Source organism: Bacillus sp. UNC438CL73TsuS30, assembly GCF_000482325.1.
Taxonomy (GTDB): Bacteria; Bacillota; Bacilli; order Bacillales; family Cytobacillaceae; genus Neobacillus.
On the sequence record NZ_AXVA01000027.1, the window covers coordinates 1 to 18,098 of the forward strand.

Genomic DNA, 18,098 nt, shown 5'->3' on the forward strand with positions numbered 1-18,098 from the left:
AAATAGAGTAGGCGCATGAAAAATTTCATGCGCCTCTCACAGATCCGTACGTGCGGGTCATCGCATACGGCTCCTCCACTTTATCCCCGTTGGGGATGTAGTTCGTTGTATATGTCTAAAAGAAAAACAAGTTTAATTTCGCGAAACCTTTCATTAGGAATCGCGAAGTGTACATGTTGGGTCATAGAATTTCTCCATCTTGTCATTGACAGATGAGGTAGTTCACCCTCCCAATTCCTTTTTCTGAGCTCCCTGTGGAGCTTTCTTATTTTTCTCCAGCTTCTTAACTGAATCATCCTAAGTCTTCTTCGAATCCATGAGTCTAGCTGTTGAAACAGTTTCTTCGAAAATCCAATACCAAAGTACCTACCCCATCCTCTGATGATGGGGTTCAGTCGGTGTTTAACGAATTCCTCCAAATTCACTGTTTGGTTTCTTTTCGTTGTTAACTTGATACTTTTCTTAAATTTCTTTACTGCTTTGTCTGAAGGGGAATGGAAATACCCTTTTTTAAAAACATATCCTAAAAAGATAAACGGCTCTTCAAAGTTGTCTATAATCTTAGTTTTGTCTGGATGGACTTTCAGACCTAGTATTTCCTCTAATAGCTTCACTACCGTTCTTAGTACTCTTTCTGCACCCTTCCGGGACTTGCAACAGATGACGAAGTCATCCGCATACCTTGTAATACGGTGACCTCTTTCCATCATCATTTCGTCGAGTGGATGCAGATAGATGTTTGCTAGTAGTGGACTGATTACGCCGCCCTGCGGACTCCCGGTGTCACTCTCATAGAAACTTCCGTTCTCAAGGATTCCCGATTTTAAGAACTGCATTATTAGCGCTAACACGCTACTGTCCACAACTTCTTCTTTGATTAAATCGATAAGCTTATCGTGAGGAATTGAATCAAAGTATGTCTTTATATCGGCATCAATTACAAAAGAGTACCCATCCATTAAATCCTGTCGGATTTTATCTATCGCCATATGTGCACTACGGTTCGGACGAAATCCAAAACTACAGTCTAAGAATTTCTGTTCAAAGATTGGTTCAAGTATTCTTTTAGTTGCGGCTTGGAGAATTCGGTCTTCTACTGTTGGAATTCCAAGTGGACGTTTTGAACCATCAGCTTTTGGAATAAAAACTCTTCTGACTGGTTTTGCACGGTACGTTTTCATACGCAAAGATTCTTGGAGCACTCTTAAGTTGTGTTCCAATTCTACTTCATACTCTTTAATCGTAACTTTATCCACACCGTGTGAACCGCGGTTTTTCCTTACGTCATAAAAAGCTTGTTCCAGATTTTGATAGTTCCAGACTTTATCCATTAGGCTGTACCACTTGCGTTTCTTTTTAGAATTCTCCACTACACGTAAGCTTCGTTTTCCTATTGATTCATTCATGTATTCGTTTCCTTTCCCAATACAATATCAACTGAATAGGTGACCCAATGGCTGATATTTGATATCAGTACTTCGCCCCAAACAACCTACTTTCTTTCGGTCTCGATTCTTCGGCTATCTGCCTCATCGACTTCTGTTTAGTACATGACGAGTAAATAAGTTCGTATTGCTTTTCTTCCATGGACAGACGGGCTTCGCATCAGTTCACTGCCTTTTGGGTCAATGTCTGCCTTATCAACTTCGTGATAAGTCACTTGTCTTTGTGGCTTTTCCAACAAGTTTTTTCACTACTATCCCCTGCTCTGACTTCTCACCTTCCATAATCTATTTCTTGTCCATCGCGGCTTTGAAAAAGAGTTACCACCTACGGTGGAGATGATGAGATCTCCTTGGGTCACGTTCTCGCCTTTCACTCGAAGCCAGTCCTCATAACTAATAAGATACCGAGTGGTATTGGACATCCCCATCCTTTGCAAGGTTATCCCATCTTACCAGCCAACATGGTTACAGCCACCTGTTCCGAGCTTTGCCTTCAAGTCCTCCGCACGAAATCTCACGATACTCGCACTACCTGTCAGCTATACATTTCCGCCACAACGGCATGTTAGGGACTTTCACCCATTAGAGCGAGACGCTGCCAAGCGCACAAGGGTTCGAGAATTTTACAATTTCTCGAACCCCTCTTATCTCTATTAACGCATACTAGCCATTTTACTGAATTTTTTTATCTAATGTATCTCAATCATAGGAAGCCATTGTTTGTAATTCTTCGCTTGCTTGTGGAGTTACATAAATGGTCCGGCTTGGAAAAGCAATTTCTACTCCCTCTTCCTCTAAAATCCCCATGATTTCTAAATTGATTTCATGTTTAATCTTAACATGTTCTGCCCAAACGGTTGAATTGGTGAAAAAATAGACAAGAACATCGAGACTGCTCTCATTATAATGGTCAAATGCAACCATCACCGTTTCCGGATGAATTTCTTCATGATTGTTCAACATAAGTTCAATTCGATGAACCACTCTTTGAATTTGTTCCTTGGTGGTTCTATAATTGAGTCCCAAATCGAAGGAAATTCGTCTTTTTCCCATGCGGCTCCAATTGGTAATCGCTTCATTTGCAAGTGTTGCATTGGGAACAGTAACGAGTGCTTGACTAAACGTGCGAATTTTAGTACTTCTGAAATTGATATCTTCTACGATTCCCTCTACGCTCGGTGTTAAGATCCAATCTCCAATCGAAAAAGGCTTTTCTGTTACAATAACGATGCCGCCGATTAGATTACCGACCGCCTCTTTTGCAGCTAAAGCAAACGCCAGTCCCCCTAACCCAAGACCTGCCACCAAGCCATTTACGTCATAATCAAATTCCTGACCAATGATACTTAAACTAATAGCAATCATGATGACACGGATAGCTCTTGAAATAAACGGAATAAGAATTAAATCAATCTTATTATTAATTTTTTCATTAACACTAATTAAGATTCCCGAGGTTGGAGAGGACAAATTAAACAATCCCCATGTGATTAATACGATGACCATTGAACGTAAAAATTTTAAAAAGAATGTATTGTGCTGATCGATATATGGGAAATAATCCATTGCGAGGTACAAGCCGAAAATAATAAAGAACCATCCTAAAGGACGTTCAAAACTTAAACAGATTTGGGTAATAAAATCTGTTGGTGTTTTTTTAGCTAGTTTTAAAATCAATTGAAACACATACTTGGTAAATAGGTTTCTAAATAAAATAAATAAAAGTAAAATCCCTATCGAAATTCCCACATTTTTCAACTTGTCGTAGTCAATATCCGACATTGAAAAAGCCATTACAAATGAATCAAAAGACATTTCTAAAATACCTTCTCCCTTTTTACGATCAAATTTTTTAAACCATTACATCGAAATATCATAACTTTTTTAACAGGATATTTGAATACAACAAAAGTCACAGATTATAGAAATTTATATTTTTTCAAAAGTGGAAAAATGAGGTAATAATTAAAATCCTCTCCCATGTTATAAAAAGAGAAGCACCCAGCCAATAAGGTGCTCCTTTTTCTTGAATTATGATGCGGCCGATTTTTCTTTTCACGGACTCTAAAACCTAAGCCAAGGTAAATATGCTCAACGCAAAAAAAGACCCAGAAATCGGAATTGTTCTTCGCGAAACCTGGATCAGATTCATTTAGTTTAGTTTTTCTCTTAGTTGAGAAATTTTTATATTTAATTTTCATATTGACTTATAAATTCAAAAATCTCATTAACAGCCTGCTGATATCCACCCGATTTTTGTAAGGCTTCCTTCATTTTTGCCGCAGCATTATGGAAGGATGACTGGTTCAACACATGGTCAGAAGATTCACACAGCAGATTTGCCGTCAGGCCTTGCATTTGTAATTGAATACCTGTGCCTACCCTTTCTACCTGTCCGGCAATGATCGGCTGATCCGCCCCTTGCGGGATTACAATGAGCGGAACCCCATAATAAAGCCCCTCATGGACACTGTTCATTCCACCATGTGTTATAAATAATTTAACGTATTTTAGCACTTCAGTTTGTGGAACATAATTTTTCACAATAAAGTTCATTGGAATCTCGCCCAAATCAGATATTTGAGTTTTTTCCCCAATAGACATGACAACTGTATGATCAGTGTTTCCAAATGCCTTAAAACAAAGCTTATAAAAATCAATTGCTTGGTTAAAAACAGTACCCAGTGAAATGTAAATAAGACTTTTTCCTATAATTGTAGAAGAGTCGAAGTTTACTTGAGTTAATCGTTGAGAGATGGACGGACCTACAAATTTGTAGGTTTGGTCAAATTCATCCCCGAATGGTTGAAACTCCCTCGTAGTATAAACAATTGTAAGTGGTGCAGGGTTACAAAATACTTCGTAAGGAGAATGGATCACCACACCATATTTATCCTTCACCATTCCCGTCAGTCTTTGATATTCAGCAAATGTTTCTGCAGGAATATCTTTAGAAATCTGTTCAAACATGTTATCGAAGGATCGTTTCGTCTCCGCGAAAGAAGTACAAGAACAGATTGCAGGAAGATGAAGGATTTGAGCAATTAATCGGCCGCAGCCAAACATCGAATCGTGGATGATATAATCAAAATGCTCACCCTCGACTTGCTCCAGAACACTGGGTATCATAATCTCTACCGTATGTAAAAGACCATTGATTCTTTCAAGTAAATTATTTCTTCCGCCTGAGATAAAGGATTTTATATATTTTTGAGCGTCGATGGTTCTTACCGTTGCCCCTGTCTTCTCAATACGCTCCCGAAAATCCTCGATTGTAAAGTACACTACCTCTTCACCACGCGATATAAGCTCTTGCACAACACCAATTGTTGGATTGACATGCCCTTCTGATCCAGCATTAATAAATAAAACACGTGCCATTATAACCACTCCTAGATAGATTTTGAAAACGATACCATATAGATAATCTGAAAAAACCCCGACGGTTATCGGAGTTTTGGAAAACTAAATAATGTCAGTGACTGTAAGTGGCTTCTTCTTATCCTAATGTTCATGTATGGGGCCTAATTCGTTTTTAACATATTCTCTATTTTCTTTAACTCATTTTCGATATAAGATTTAGTATGGTCAAACCCAATAATAGCTAAAACCTTTCCGCTATGGTCTATTATAGGAGAAAAGCTTGTTTTCCATTCTCCATAAATATCTTCATATAATGGGGTGACTCCTGCTATCCCATTCATCGCCTCAAATGCTACTTCCATCATTTCAGGCGGGCCATCGTATAAAACTCCAGGTGGAATCACGAAATCCTCATCGGCCACAATCGTCAGCAATTTGTTATGATCAACAGCTTTAAAAATGTAGACCCATTCAATGATTCCTTCTTGTTCTCGTATTTGGGTTAATTTTTTCTGCACCTTTTGAAAAGTTGGATTAGAGGATGAAGCATTATGATTCACTAATTCAGAGATATCTTCTGGATGAATGGCAGCAGATGTAACAATAGCCATTGATCGTAATTGTTTATTTAAATGTTGTTCTAGAATTTTTCTTTTATTTGAAGGAGAGAGAGTTTCCTCTTGGACTTTCTCACGTATTTTTTTATATTTTCTGCTCATTGTAGGTTGACTAATATCGAGTACTTTTGCGGCTAGTTTAACCGATTTATATTTATCCATGGCCATTTTAATCAACTGTTCTTCAATCATATCCACTGCTTCTTCCAGCGGCATAATGTGATTAATAATAGGCGGTTCCTTAATAGTGTCCTTTTTCCAAGGGATGCAATGATGAACTAGGCTTGCATTCACATTCAATTCTCTACTAGTCACAACGATTCTTTCAATTGTATTCTCTAATTGCCGAACATTTCCCGGCCAATCGTAAATACACAATAAATCAATAGCATCTGGTAAAATATTGATGTTTCTATTATATAACGTATTATACTTTGCTGCGAAATGATAGATTAAGTAAGGAATCTCTTCTATTCTTTCTCTTAATGAAGGAATTTCGATTGGGACTACATTTAAACGATAATATAAATCTTCTCTAAATCGTCCCTCTCTGACCATTTTTTCTAATGATTGATTCGTTGCTGCAATAATCTGGACGTCAATATGAATCGGTTTTGAGCTTCCTAAAGGGGTAACTTCTTTTTCCTGTAAAATTCGGAGTAATTTGACTTGCAAATTCATCGGCATTTCTGCAATTTCATCGAGGAAAATAATTCCTTCATTTGCTAATTCAAATTTACCGGGAGCACCATTTTTGTTTGCTCCACTAAATGCTCCACCAACATAACCGAATAATTCACTTTCTAATAAATTCTCCGGAATTGCCCCACAGTTCACAGCAATAAAAGGTTTTGAGCTTCTATTTCCTAATTGATGAATGGTTTTAGCAATCATTTCTTTTCCAACACCGGATTCCCCTAATAAAAGGACAGTTGTTGGAACTTTTGAAACCATTTCTATTGTGTTAAGTACATCTCTCATTTTAGGACTATGAACGACGATTGAAGGAGTATGTTTTGTTTCTTCGCCATCGGAAATTTCTTTTGAATCAGTTAAATGATTTGAAATACCTTTTAATCCCCATATCATTAATTCTTCACTATGATTATTTGATGTGTACACGGTTATTAGCATATGACTGCCATTCCAAGCCTTTAATTGAAGAGAATGCACCTCTCTATTTAATAATTGTAAAATGGAATCCCCAAAGAAAGAAATTTCCTCTAGTTCAGTGAACATTCTTCCTTTAAGTGAGATAGAGTTTGTTGACCAAAAATTTTTCAGTTCTCCACTTCGAAATAAAATCATTCCCTTTACATTGGTTACAATAATTTCATCGTAAATAGATAGAATACTTGATTGATAAGCTTGAAGTAGTTGTTCATTCGATAAAATCATGGACACACCCATATAACACTTCCTTATATAAAGTTAAAATGATTTGATTTATTTAAAAATTATTCCATATTCAAATAAAAATTTCAAATATGAATTTTTTGAATATAATAATTTCCCTTTACCAGCTTTGTAAACTTTGAGAGTCAATAAGGATTTTAATTTTGAATAAAAATTTTATAAATGAAATATTCGGAATATAAAATAAATTAAAAATATAGGAAAAGGGCATAAAATCAACATTTATATACTTGGCACACTTATTGCAATATCATTTAGTAAATATCAAAGGAGGAGTTTATATGTACGAATCTACTAATCTTGATCTGTTTCCATACCCTTTTCATACCATTAAGGAAGGGACCAACTATCGGTATTCAAATGATTTAAGAAAACTTGAAAAGGATCGAATGAATTGCGTTAAAATTACACCAGAATATGAAAAACAAATCAAAAGAAAAAGAGAACTACTAATTGAACAACCTGAAGTAAGGTTCCAATCCTATCCACATACAATGGAAATGCAATGGGAAGTAGCAGAAATGCTCATGAATATGGCGGTTGATGCCTACCCTGAGCACTTCCAGCTAGAAAAGAACGGCAATCATTGGACTTTTCATAATTTAATCTTAAATGAAACGGAATCTTTCATTTTTGGTGATGCTTCTAGCATCGAGCTTGAACCGCTTGATTTAATTGGCCGTCATTTCACTACTGATTTTGTATTAATGGTGGTGAGAGATGATAATCTTTATTTAGAAGTTGCCCAGGAATCCTATGCAGCCTTATTCTCCCCGCACTGGAATAAAGGGATGTCATTTGACGAAATTCACGGACCTGTACCATTTGTGTCGCGCACAGGGGTACCGCTAGCTGAAAGAGTTCGTAATTTCTTAATCCGTAATGTTTTACCAGGTGAACCTTGGACGAGAATCAACTGGAATCTAATGGCAAATCGTTGGGATGTTAACTATGAAACATTTGATACATGGGGACCAACACGCTTTTTAGTTAATTCAGAAAACGCTGGTGAACTAGTAAGACTTCGTGTAGAAGAACAATTTTTCTATCGTATGCCAAGAAGTAATGCTGTTTTATTCGTCTTAAATACTCAATTTCTGGCAATGAAAGATTTGCCATTAAGACCAGAATGGCTCAAGCAGACCTACTCGATTTTATCCGATATTCCAAAGCCTATGGCTGATTATAAGGGATTTACACCATTTATTGAACCAACAGTAGAATATTTGAAAAACCTAGTTGAAAAAGTAAGTTTGCAAACTAACTAGGTCGCAAAGATGGAGGTATGTAAAAGTGGTATACAACAGTCCGGTATTATACGATCAATCAAAAACCATTGTAGAAAAATTCACTGTAAGACAGGATAGAAGAAAATTACTTATTATTTCTGCAGAACCAAAAGAAGCAGAAACCATCCAATCATTTATTAATGAAATAAATGGGCAAAAAGATTATGAGCGAATTGAATTGAATGATGAACTCCAATTAAAGAATATCAAAGAAGTATTTGATAGGCAAAAAATGGGGACACAACTTTATATTTCAGCTAAATGGGATGATGCCGTTACAATTTTCACAGCGGCAATAGAGGCTGGTTTTTCAGAAGATGAAATTCAACTGCTAATTTCAGGTAAGAAGAGACGTTATGTTTATTGCATAAAATGTTTTCATCTACAAGAAGTTGAGGCAAAAGAAACGGACACCATCTGTCATCATTGCCAAATCAGCCTAGAGATTGGCCCCTTTTACTCGAAAGAGCGAAAAGGATATATTGGATATCCTTACAATCCTGCTTTCGTCCTATCAAAGTAAATATTAAATGAAAAAATTATTACAATGGGAGAGAGGTTTATGAGAGCATTTGGAAATATTGAGGTATACGTAGGAAACATAGTTCAGGAAACAAATTTTGTAAAGCGCTTCCACTTGTACCCGGTTGATCAAGAATTACTACCCTCGTTTACGGGTGGATCACATATTGCAACATATGTAAAAAATGGCGATGAATTAATTGAAAGAAATTACTCACTAGTCAGTCATCCAACTGACCGTACTCAATATGCGATTGCCATTCGTAAAGATGACCTTTCAAGAGGAGGATCTGTTTATTGGCATGATCAGATCAAATTGGGGGACCGTTTAGAAATCAGTTGGCCAAAAAACCACTTCCCTCTTGCCTTCCAAGCTGCTAAACATCACGTGTTCTATGCAGCGGGAATTGGAATTACTCCATTCATGACAATGATGGAGGATTTAACAGCGGAAGGTAAATCATTTGAATTACATTATGCTGCAAGAACGAAGGAAGAATGTGCGTTTTATGATGATTTGAATGCAAAATATCCTGGAAAATGCCACTTCTATTTCTCAAGAACGGAAAATCCTAAAAAATTGACGCCAGTAACAATGGCTGATCATCGGATTGGCTCACATGTGTATTTCTGTGGACCCGTTTCAATGGTAAAAGAGTTTAGGGAAGCTGCAGTATCCTATGGTTACCCAAGCCATTCCATTCATTTTGAATTATTTGCATCTGCAGATGAAGGTCCAAAAAATCCTTTTGTTGTAAAATTCCCCAACAGCAAAAGAACAGTGGATGTTTCCGAAGAAGAAACGTTATTAGATGCGCTATTAAAAGCCGGGGTACAAGCACCTTATTCTTGTAAAGTAGGTGGATGCGGAAGCTGCGAAGTAGAGGTTGTTGAAGGAGATGTTGATCACCGAGACCACTTTTATAGTGATGAAGAAAGACAGACGAAGAAAGTGATTTTAACTTGTTGCTCAAGAGCAAAAGAATCTGAAAAAGAGCTCATTTTAAACCTGTAATAGCACCTTTATTTTGTAACTACGCTTTAAGCGTGCATTATATAAACTTACTATAATAGGAGGCAATTCATATGACAACAGCCACTCAAGTATTAGAATTAAAGATGTTTATTAATGGCGAATGGAGACTTTCTAGTAATCAAGATACCAATAAGGTTATCAATCCAGCAAATGGTGAATTAATCGCTATAGCTCCTAGAGCAACCATTGAAGAAACAGAAGAAGCGATTAAAGCTGCAAAAGCAACCTTTGAAAGTGGCGTTTGGTCTAAGTTAAGCGCACAAGAACGTGCAGATTACCTTTTAAAAATTGCTGATAAAATTGATGAAAAACACGATGAGTTAGTAGAACTTGAAGTCAAAGATAATGGAAAAATTAAAGCTGAAGCTGATATTGATATATCTGATGCTGCATCTTGTTTCCGCTATTATGCAGGTCTAATTAGAACTCCGGATGGAGCAACTTATCATGTTGCGGATCCTGTTCAAGCGATGGTCGTACGTGAACCAGTTGGAGTTACAGGGTTAATTGTTCCTTGGAATTTCCCTTTCCTGATGAGTGTGTGGAAATTTGCTCCTGCATTAGCAGCCGGTAATACGATTGTGTATAAGCCAGCTGAAGTCACTCCAATCACAGCAACAAAATTAGTTGAAATTATTGATGAAGTTGGAGTTCCAAAAGGTGTAGTGAATTTGGTATTAGGAAAAGGATCTATCATTGGTGACGTCATCGCAGCAAGTCAAGATGTTGATATGGTTTCATTTACAGGAAGTACTGAGGTAGGAAGAAGTATTATGCGAAGCGCCGCAGGCAATTTGAAAAAAATCTCCCTTGAACTAGGTGGAAAATCACCAAATATTATTTTTGCCGATGCTGATTTTGAAGCTGCCGTTGATAATGCATTAGTGGGTATTTTCTATGGATCTGGCCAAGTATGTTCTGCCGGAAGCCGAATTATTGTGGAAGAAAGCATTTATGACCAGTTCGTTAAAGAGTTTGTAAGACGCGCTAAAAATATCAAAGTAGGATCAGGCTTAGAAGAAGGTTCCGAAATGGGTGCAATTGTAAGTTCAGCCCAACTTAATACCATTCTAGAATATATTGAAATCGGTAAAAATGAAGGTGCAACATTAGCTTGCGGTGGAAATCGCCTAACTGAAAATGGTTTAGATAAAGGATTCTTTGTTGAACCAACTGTATTCATTGATGTAACGCCAGAAATGCGTATTGTAAAAGAAGAAATCTTTGGACCTGTTGCCGTTATTCAAAAGTTCAAAGGTGAAGAGGAAGCGATTAAACTAGCAAATGACACAATCTATGGTCTTGCCGGCGGCGTATTCACCTCTGATGGTGCCAAAGCAATGCGTGTAATTAAAGAAGTACGTGCTGGTATTACTTGGATTAACACTTATGGACCAACCTATAACGAAGCTCCATGGCACGGGTATAAACAAAGTGGTATTGGTTCAAGCCTTGGAACATTTGGATTAGATGAATTCCAAGAAGTGAAACAAATTAACTTCAATCTTGCTGTAGGACCAACAGGCTGGTTTTCAGACAATAAATAAATAAATAAATAAATAATGTTATAATGAGGGTGATTTAAAAGTCACTATGTTCTAAATCGCCCTCTCCTTTTGCTAAAAATCCCTCGATCCTATGAAGTTATGAATAAAGTATGCACTAATAACTATAAAAATAATTATCAATCCATCACCCTTCTACATTCACAGCACTAGACTCTTCTAACAATAGAATGGTTGATGAATCTTGATAAACGATCTAAGTTAAATAAACAATTTCCCTATTTCCAACCCATAAATAGCAATATTTAACACATGATTTCATGGTAATTTTGTGGTATAAAACTCCTATGCTTTCATCTTAAATATTTTTCAAATTTGAATGCAAAATATCAAAATTGAATTTTAATTTTAAGTATGTGGATCTTTATAAATTTAATTTACTGAATATTTTCAATAGTCTTATACTGGCACGGTAATTGCATATAAGAATGTATCTACTATTTAAGGAGGCTCAAATATGCAAGAAAATCTAAATAAAATTGCGTCAGAACATCATGATAGTGATGCTGCACAACTGGCATCCCTTGGCTATGAATCTGAATTTCGCCGCGACATGAGTCCGTGGGCAAACTTTTCACTAGGGTTCACATATCTTTCTCCCGTAGTAGGTGTGTATTCACTATTTGCATACGCACTTGCGCAAGGTGGTCCACCAATGATTTGGAGTTTTCTTATTGTCGGACTCGGACAATTACTAGTTGCACTTGTTTTCAGTGAGATTGTTGCGCAATATCCTGTTGCAGGAGGAGTTTATCCTTGGGCACGAAGGTTATGGGGGCGCAAGTGGGCATGGATAACGGGCTGGGTTTACTTAATGGCTTTGCTTGTGACAATTGCCAGTGTTGCATACGGAGCTGGACCTTATCTATCACAAGTGATGGGTTTTAATCCTTCGGTGAATTCCACGATTCTATGTGCATTAGTTCTTCTTGCACTGTCGACGATCATTAATTTTCTTGGAACAAGGGTTCTCGCAGCTGCAGCAGTTATTGGTTTTGCAGCAGAACTAATTGGTGCGCTTGTAGTTGGATTTTGGTTACTTTTCACACAAAGGGTTCACGGCCTTGATGTGCTTTTTGATTCTTTCGGAGCTCAAGGTAGCCATAGCTATATGTATGCATTTGCAGCTGCTGGATTAATTGGAATTTTTCAATATTATGGGTTCGAAGCTTGTGGTGACGTTGCAGAAGAAGTACCAAATCCGGGTGTTCTGATCCCAAAGGCAATGCGTCGGACGATTTACATTGGCGGTGCTGCAGCAACTTTTGTTTGCCTTGCTTTAGTACTTTCAGTTGCTGATATCCCGGCAGTTATCGCTGGTAAGGATGTAACCCCTGTTGATACTTTACTAAACGCTGCATTTGGTGCTGTTGGCGCCAAGATTGTACTGGGTGTTGTGTTGATTTCTTTCCTTTCATGTGTAATGAGTCTACAGGCAGCAGCAAGCAGGCTTGCATATTCGTATGGACGAGATGACATGATTATCGGAAGCCGTTTGTTAAAGAAGTTTTCGGCTGCTCGTCACATTCCACCATATTCTCTGCTTCTTGCAGCTTTTGTCCCAGCCCTTATTGTTCTTGGTTCAAAAGTGTCTACAGATGCACTTACAAAGGTAATCAGTTTTGCTGCATTTGGCATTTATCTTGGATTCCAACTGGTTGTCTTTGCTGCACTTCGTGCTAGATTAAAAGGATGGAAGCCAAGTGGTAAGTATCAGTTGGGCAAATGGGGATTACCTGTAAATATCGGTGCGCTTGTTTATGGAATCATTGCAATGGTCAACATGTGTTGGCCAAGAACGCCGGATGCACCTTGGTATGATAACTATATCGTGCTCCTTTCAGGAGTTATAGTTGTGGGTATTGGTTTACTGTATATGATGATTCATCGCAGTTACGGACATAGCGATGTGCCGTATGATATTGCGATACCAAAAAAAGATAAGCTGGATAACGTGTCTATGGGCCTTGACGTGCCGGCGGATTCGGCAAATCAGTAATTTAATAGGGAGGCACCTTGCGAATGTGTCTAAAAGTAAAGCCGCCACGAATGGCGGCTTTATTTTTAGTGTTGGACTTGCTTTTGTTGTTACTTTTTGTATAATCACTCATAACAGCTACAAATTGATCATCCTTTTCTTTTACTTCCCGCACCCAAGTTGATTTATCCCAAAAGTGCCACCCGAACCGTCCCCGCGGCATTCTTATCCTCTTTTGCTTGTTTGTAAATATAACACTAGTTCAGTGCGGTTGTTGAGCTCGAACTTGTCAAGAATGCGAGAAATATAGTTTTTGACCGTACCTTCCGTTAAAAACAACGCGCTTCCGATTTGTTTATTGCTATTTCCTTGCATAATCAGTTCCACGACTTCGATTTCCCTTGGTGTCAACACATTGACCAATTGTTCTTTTATCTTATTTTCATGAATAGATGTCTGATCCATGGAATTTAGTACTTTGGAGATTTTTGAGCTGATCTGTGAATGAAGCAGCATATTGCCTTCACATGCCGCCTTGATCGCTTTAATGATTTCTTTGGAACTTGAGTCTTTGAGAATATAACCGTCTGCGCCAAATTTAAGGCCGTTGAATATATACTCATCTTCATTAAAGGTTGTCAGAATAATGACTTTTACACTCGAATAGGTATCTTTCACGATTTTTAACGTCTCTATGCCGTCCATTACTGGCATTCGTATATCCATAAGAATGACATCAGGCAACATGCTTTTCAGAATCTCAAGCAATTCCTCTCCATTTCCGGCTTCTCCGACAACTTCTACTTCTTCATGCAGGCTCAAAATCATTCTCAGCCCTTCTCTTACTATTTCCTGGTCATCGACAATCATAATCTTTGTCATGTGCGTCCTCTCCATCTTTATGACATTTGTTTTTTTTAAGCTGGCATTTCAGCCGTCAGTTTAAACCCGTATCCTTTTTCTGAAGAGAAACTTACCTTTCCATTCATTAAAGCAATACGTTCTTCAATTCCTTTTAGACCAAGTGATTTTTTGATATGACCGCAGCCTTGGCCATTGTCTGCCACAACGATTCGTATTACTTCACCGCTTCTCATGATATCAATTTGGAACTGCTGTGCTTTGCCGTGCTTTAATCCGTTGGTCACCGCTTCACGTACGGAAGTATAAATACAATTCTTCATATCCTGCTGGCTCGATTCAACCTCTTTATCAAAATTAAGTGTGAACTTTAACTTTCCTGTAGTTTCCAGGCTTTCGATCATATCATTCAATAATTCCTCCAGCTCAATTTGGCTATTTACCGATTGATCTTTTAATACAGCTACAGCCTTCCGTAGCTCTTTAATCGATTTTTGGGAAAAATTATGGGCTTTCAAAATGGCCTCGCCCGCTTTTTGGGGATTAACCTCGATCATATTTTCAGCAAATTCCAAGTGCATGCGAAGTGCAATAAGGGAATGTCCAATGGAATCATGCATCTCTTGTGCAATTCTTGTTCGCTCCTTAACAATGGTGATTTCTTTCAGCTTGGCATGTGCCTCCACCAATTCCGCACTTAATAGCTGGCCTTTCTCTCTCTCTAAACTGATGGCCCTAAACAAATAAACCAAAAGCAACATGGCAAGGTAGGGAATCAACGATGTTTGAACATTCGCCTTCACAATGACCATTCCAGCAAAAAAAACAATAACATGGAAGGCAATAATCCCTTTTTGAAGCGACTGACTGGACAAAAAAATTTCCGCGAGGGGAAATACATAATAAATACCACTTAACGGACTATCAAACATCATCATAAAAATGCCGATCACCGCAATATTCACTACTAATGACACCTTATAAATAATCGGATACCTTTCTAATAAGAGATAGCGGTTCCTGAAAAAATCATTTGCTTGCAGCAGTAAAATAACCGTGACCCATACAGCTTTCATTTCGATTGGAAGGCTTTCGCTAGTCACAATTTCATACAAAATCGACAAGACAATCACTGCTTTAAAGGCCCAAACAATTTTTCCAGACTTACTGTTAAGCATACATCTCTCCTCCAAAAAACCTATATATAAAGATATTATACTATTACATTTGTTGGAAAGGACATAATCCATCGTCATATCAAAATAATGACTAAAGTCATATAGCAATTGTTGACGAAGGTGACTACTTCAAGAATGGTCAGGGGCCTTATAATCAAGGTGTGATAACGAAAAACAAAAATTCATTACAAATAAACTTATTTATAAAGGAGAATTGAAAATGAACGGAATAGCAATGTATGGAATCATGGTTGTGATTATGGGATTGGTTTTTTGGAGTAGAACAAGGGCGATGGTTCGTCCGATTCAAGGGTCAGGGATCAGGATATTGCTTCCGGTTCTTTATATACTTCCAGGTTTTTATGCATTATCAAGTCTTCCATTGCAATTGAAAATATCTGAAATGGCCGTTGCATCTTTCATTGGGTTATTGCTTGCAGTTCCTCTGATGTTGACGACCAATTATGAAATTCGGCAGGACGGCAAAATTTATGCACAAAAAAATAAAACCTTTTTCATCGCATTGGTTGCAGTTGTGGCGATTCGAATCATATTAAGGCAGTTTATATCGGGCTTGGATCCAGCAAGTTTAACGATGCTTTTCCTAACAGTAGCCTTCAGCTATATTGTACCTTGGAGAATGGTTTCCTTTGTTAAATATAGAAAAGCAAAACAGGCACAAGCTCTTGGTAAAGAGATGTTACCTATTAATTAAAAGATATCGTTTATATTGAATTCGTTTTAGTACCTGTTGAAAATGAAGTTTTTCAAAAGTAAAGGAGACCATCAAAGATGGTCCCCTTTATCGAAATTTATAATTGTTCAGGCTTCATTTTTCCTAAAAGTGCCACCCAAACCGTCCCCGCTGGCACCCCCCGGTCAAGAATCAAATTTTATATTCACTCTTTATAAACTTTTCCAATGCTGGCAGTGAGCGTTCCACTTTTTCTGTGTCGATGCAATAGGCCATTCGGAAATAGCCCGGACATCCGAAACTATCGCCCGGAACTAGAATCAAATCATATTTTAATGCCTTCTGACAGAATACTTTAGCATCTTCCTCAAGCGCCTTTGGGAAAATATAGAATGTCCCGCCTGGTTTCACACAAGTAATTCCCAATTCTACTAATTTGTCATAAATCAGATTCATATTTGTTTCATAAACAGACATATCACTCGTTAAATCCACAACTTCCGAAACGGCAAGTTGAATAATGGAAGGCGGGCAGTTATGTCCTATGCCCCTTGAAATTTGTCCGCACATACTGACAATCAGGTTAGAATCTATGCAGGCAGGATTTACCGCAATATAGCCAATCCGTTCCCCAGGCAGTGAAAGGGATTTAGAATAGGAATAACAGGATAGTGTGTTGTCATAATAGTTTGACACATAAGGAGCTTCTACCCCTTCAAACACAATCTCCCGGTATGGTTCATCAGAGATAATAAAAATTTCATGTCCGTATTCTTGTTCCTTTTTGCGAAGAAGGTCTGATAGTTTTTGAATGGTTGCCGTTGAATAGATCACACCCGATGGATTGTTTGGAGAGTTAATCAAAACAGCAGACACCTTCTCCGTCAGCATTTCCTCGAACAGAGTAAAGTTTATCTGAAAATCTTCTGAATTGGGAGGAACTACTTTCAGTACCGCACCAGTTATATCTATATATGGATGGTATTCTGGGAAAAATGGAGCAAATGTCAGTACTTCGTCCCCAGGTTGTGTTACGCAGCGTACTGCATGGGCAATTGCTCCAGCCGCACCACTTGTCATAAAAATATGATTTTCCGTGTAATTCATATGAAACCGGCGATTCAATGATTGGGCTATTTTTTTTCTTACAGAAGGAATTCCTAAACTAGGACTATAGCCGTGAAGCTCGGCAGGACTTTTACTGGTCAACAAATCCATCATCGTCTGCGTAAATTCTTTCGGAACGGGGACAGATGGATTTCCCAAACTGTAATCAAATACATTCTCATAACCTATTTCCTCACCGCGGGCTGCTGCAAATTCCGCTAGTTCTCTAATAATAGATTTACCTTTTAACATATTCTTATATTGTTCTGAAATCATTTTTCTCCTCCTAGTCTGTTAAGCCATTTCATATAATTATTTTAATCCTTAAATTGACTTTACGACCAGAAAATTAATATTTCAAGAGATTCTCCAAAATACTTTTGCAAAAGCCCTAATTAAAGAAAAAGAGACCCTCTCAGGAAGCAATCTGCTTTTGAGTTGGTCTCTGTGTGCCAATAGAATCCCCTTGGCGTAGGTGGCTTCTTATTGAATTTTTTCCAAGTGACGTACAATTTGTCCATGATGCCCCAAAACATGCTTAACAATTAAGTGGTCGACTAAAAATGATAACGGTTTTCCATCAAAGTTTGGATTATAACTTGGAGCTGTTTTCCCTAGGTCCTCTTCTTTAACTTTTACAAGTGCTTTTTCTACTTTAGGGACCAAGTTTTGCAATGCATTTACGGCATCATCTTTATTTATACGCGATACAATCTCTTCATTTACTGCAGCTAAACGACGCACATGTTCATGATTACGTCCCCATTTTGCCCCTGGAACCACCAACAGTGCTTCCAAATCAGCAACCCAAAAATCTACAGCTTCTAGAATATGAGAAACAATTTGCATGGCTGACCATTCATTTTCAGAAGGTTTAATGAAAAGCGCCGCTTCTTCCGTATTTTTCAATATTGCTACAATATCCTCAATACCTTTTTTAAACAATTCCAATTTTTCATTCAGTACGGCTGTTGTCATAGATTATGTCCTCCTTCAATAAGATAAAAATCGTCAAGAAAATATACTT

16 protein-coding genes are annotated in these 18,098 nt (G+C 37.7%); 6 read left to right on the forward strand and 10 right to left on the reverse strand.

The window, feature by feature from the left end; genetic code table 11:
* Positions 1-80: 80 nt before the first annotated feature.
* The 5 genes from ltrA to M028_RS29795 all read right to left on the reverse strand — a co-directional run bounded on the left by ltrA (position 81) and on the right by M028_RS29795 (position 6,835).
* The gene (ltrA, locus tag M028_RS0110620; RefSeq protein ID WP_051591004.1) at positions 81-1,406 is read right to left on the reverse strand and encodes a group II intron reverse transcriptase/maturase; all 1,326 of its coding nucleotides are present in this window, start codon (positions 1,404-1,406) and stop codon (positions 81-83) included.
* A 137-nt stretch (positions 1,407-1,543) separates the two neighbouring features.
* A complete protein-coding gene (locus tag M028_RS32735; RefSeq protein ID WP_197031401.1) occupies positions 1,544-1,684 on the reverse strand; it encodes a hypothetical protein in 141 nt (46 codons plus the stop codon).
* 460 nt (positions 1,685-2,144) lie between these two features.
* Positions 2,145-3,260 (reverse strand): mechanosensitive ion channel family protein, encoded by a 1,116-nt coding sequence (locus tag M028_RS0110625; RefSeq protein ID WP_231510799.1) that lies wholly within the window; start codon positions 3,258-3,260, stop codon positions 2,145-2,147.
* Between the two features lie 375 nt (positions 3,261-3,635).
* The gene (locus tag M028_RS0110635) at positions 3,636-4,826 is read right to left on the reverse strand and encodes a macrolide family glycosyltransferase (protein ID WP_026573902.1); all 1,191 of its coding nucleotides are present in this window, start codon (positions 4,824-4,826) and stop codon (positions 3,636-3,638) included.
* A 143-nt stretch (positions 4,827-4,969) separates the two neighbouring features.
* Positions 4,970-6,835 (reverse strand): sigma-54 interaction domain-containing protein, encoded by a 1,866-nt coding sequence (locus M028_RS29795; protein WP_155925555.1) that lies wholly within the window; start codon positions 6,833-6,835, stop codon positions 4,970-4,972.
* 287 nt (positions 6,836-7,122) lie between these two features.
* Here M028_RS29795 and M028_RS29800 point away from each other — a divergent pair, with 287 nt between their 5' ends.
* The 5 genes from M028_RS29800 to M028_RS29805 all read left to right on the forward strand — a co-directional run bounded on the left by M028_RS29800 (position 7,123) and on the right by M028_RS29805 (position 13,252).
* A complete protein-coding gene (locus M028_RS29800; protein ID WP_035424073.1) occupies positions 7,123-8,109 on the forward strand; it encodes a heme-dependent oxidative N-demethylase family protein in 987 nt (328 codons plus the stop codon).
* Positions 8,110-8,134: 25 nt separating this feature from the next.
* Complete coding sequence (locus M028_RS0110650; RefSeq protein ID WP_026573903.1) at positions 8,135-8,653, forward strand: dimethylamine monooxygenase subunit DmmA family protein; 519 nt, start codon at positions 8,135-8,137, stop codon at positions 8,651-8,653.
* A 39-nt stretch (positions 8,654-8,692) separates the two neighbouring features.
* The gene (locus tag M028_RS0110655; protein WP_035424074.1) at positions 8,693-9,667 is read left to right on the forward strand and encodes a PDR/VanB family oxidoreductase; all 975 of its coding nucleotides are present in this window, start codon (positions 8,693-8,695) and stop codon (positions 9,665-9,667) included.
* A 71-nt stretch (positions 9,668-9,738) separates the two neighbouring features.
* On the forward strand, positions 9,739-11,235 hold the full coding sequence (locus M028_RS0110660; protein WP_026573905.1) for an aldehyde dehydrogenase family protein: 1,497 nt from the start codon (positions 9,739-9,741) through the stop codon (positions 11,233-11,235).
* A 475-nt stretch (positions 11,236-11,710) separates the two neighbouring features.
* Entirely contained in the window at positions 11,711-13,252 is a 1,542-nt protein-coding gene (locus tag M028_RS29805) for an APC family permease (RefSeq protein ID WP_051591005.1), read from the forward strand.
* Between the two features lies 1 nt (position 13,253).
* On the opposite strand, the gene M028_RS0110670 is transcribed toward M028_RS29805, so the two are convergent.
* Genes M028_RS0110670 through M028_RS0110680 form a run of 3 tightly spaced genes read right to left on the reverse strand, consistent with a single transcriptional unit; the run spans position 13,254 to position 15,270 of the window.
* Positions 13,254-13,454 (reverse strand): hypothetical protein, encoded by a 201-nt coding sequence (locus tag M028_RS0110670; protein ID WP_026573906.1) that lies wholly within the window; start codon positions 13,452-13,454, stop codon positions 13,254-13,256.
* 2 nt (positions 13,455-13,456) lie between these two features.
* A complete protein-coding gene (locus M028_RS0110675) occupies positions 13,457-14,113 on the reverse strand; it encodes a response regulator transcription factor (RefSeq protein WP_026573907.1) in 657 nt (218 codons plus the stop codon).
* A gap of 35 nt (positions 14,114-14,148) precedes the next feature.
* Positions 14,149-15,270, reverse strand: a complete 1,122-nt coding sequence (locus M028_RS0110680) for a sensor histidine kinase (protein ID WP_026573908.1) — start codon at positions 15,268-15,270, stop codon at positions 14,149-14,151.
* A gap of 220 nt (positions 15,271-15,490) precedes the next feature.
* Here M028_RS0110680 and M028_RS0110685 point away from each other — a divergent pair, with 220 nt between their 5' ends.
* Positions 15,491-15,985: a cytochrome c biogenesis protein CcdC gene (locus M028_RS0110685; protein ID WP_026573909.1), complete on the forward strand. Its 495-nt coding sequence runs from the start codon at positions 15,491-15,493 to the stop codon at positions 15,983-15,985.
* Positions 15,986-16,156: 171 nt separating this feature from the next.
* On the opposite strand, the gene M028_RS0110690 is transcribed toward M028_RS0110685, so the two are convergent.
* The gene (locus tag M028_RS0110690) at positions 16,157-17,347 is read right to left on the reverse strand and encodes a pyridoxal phosphate-dependent aminotransferase (RefSeq protein ID WP_026573910.1); all 1,191 of its coding nucleotides are present in this window, start codon (positions 17,345-17,347) and stop codon (positions 16,157-16,159) included.
* Between the two features lie 207 nt (positions 17,348-17,554).
* The gene (locus M028_RS0110695) at positions 17,555-18,049 is read right to left on the reverse strand and encodes a DinB family protein (RefSeq protein WP_026573911.1); all 495 of its coding nucleotides are present in this window, start codon (positions 18,047-18,049) and stop codon (positions 17,555-17,557) included.
* Positions 18,050-18,098: the final 49 nt, after the last annotated feature.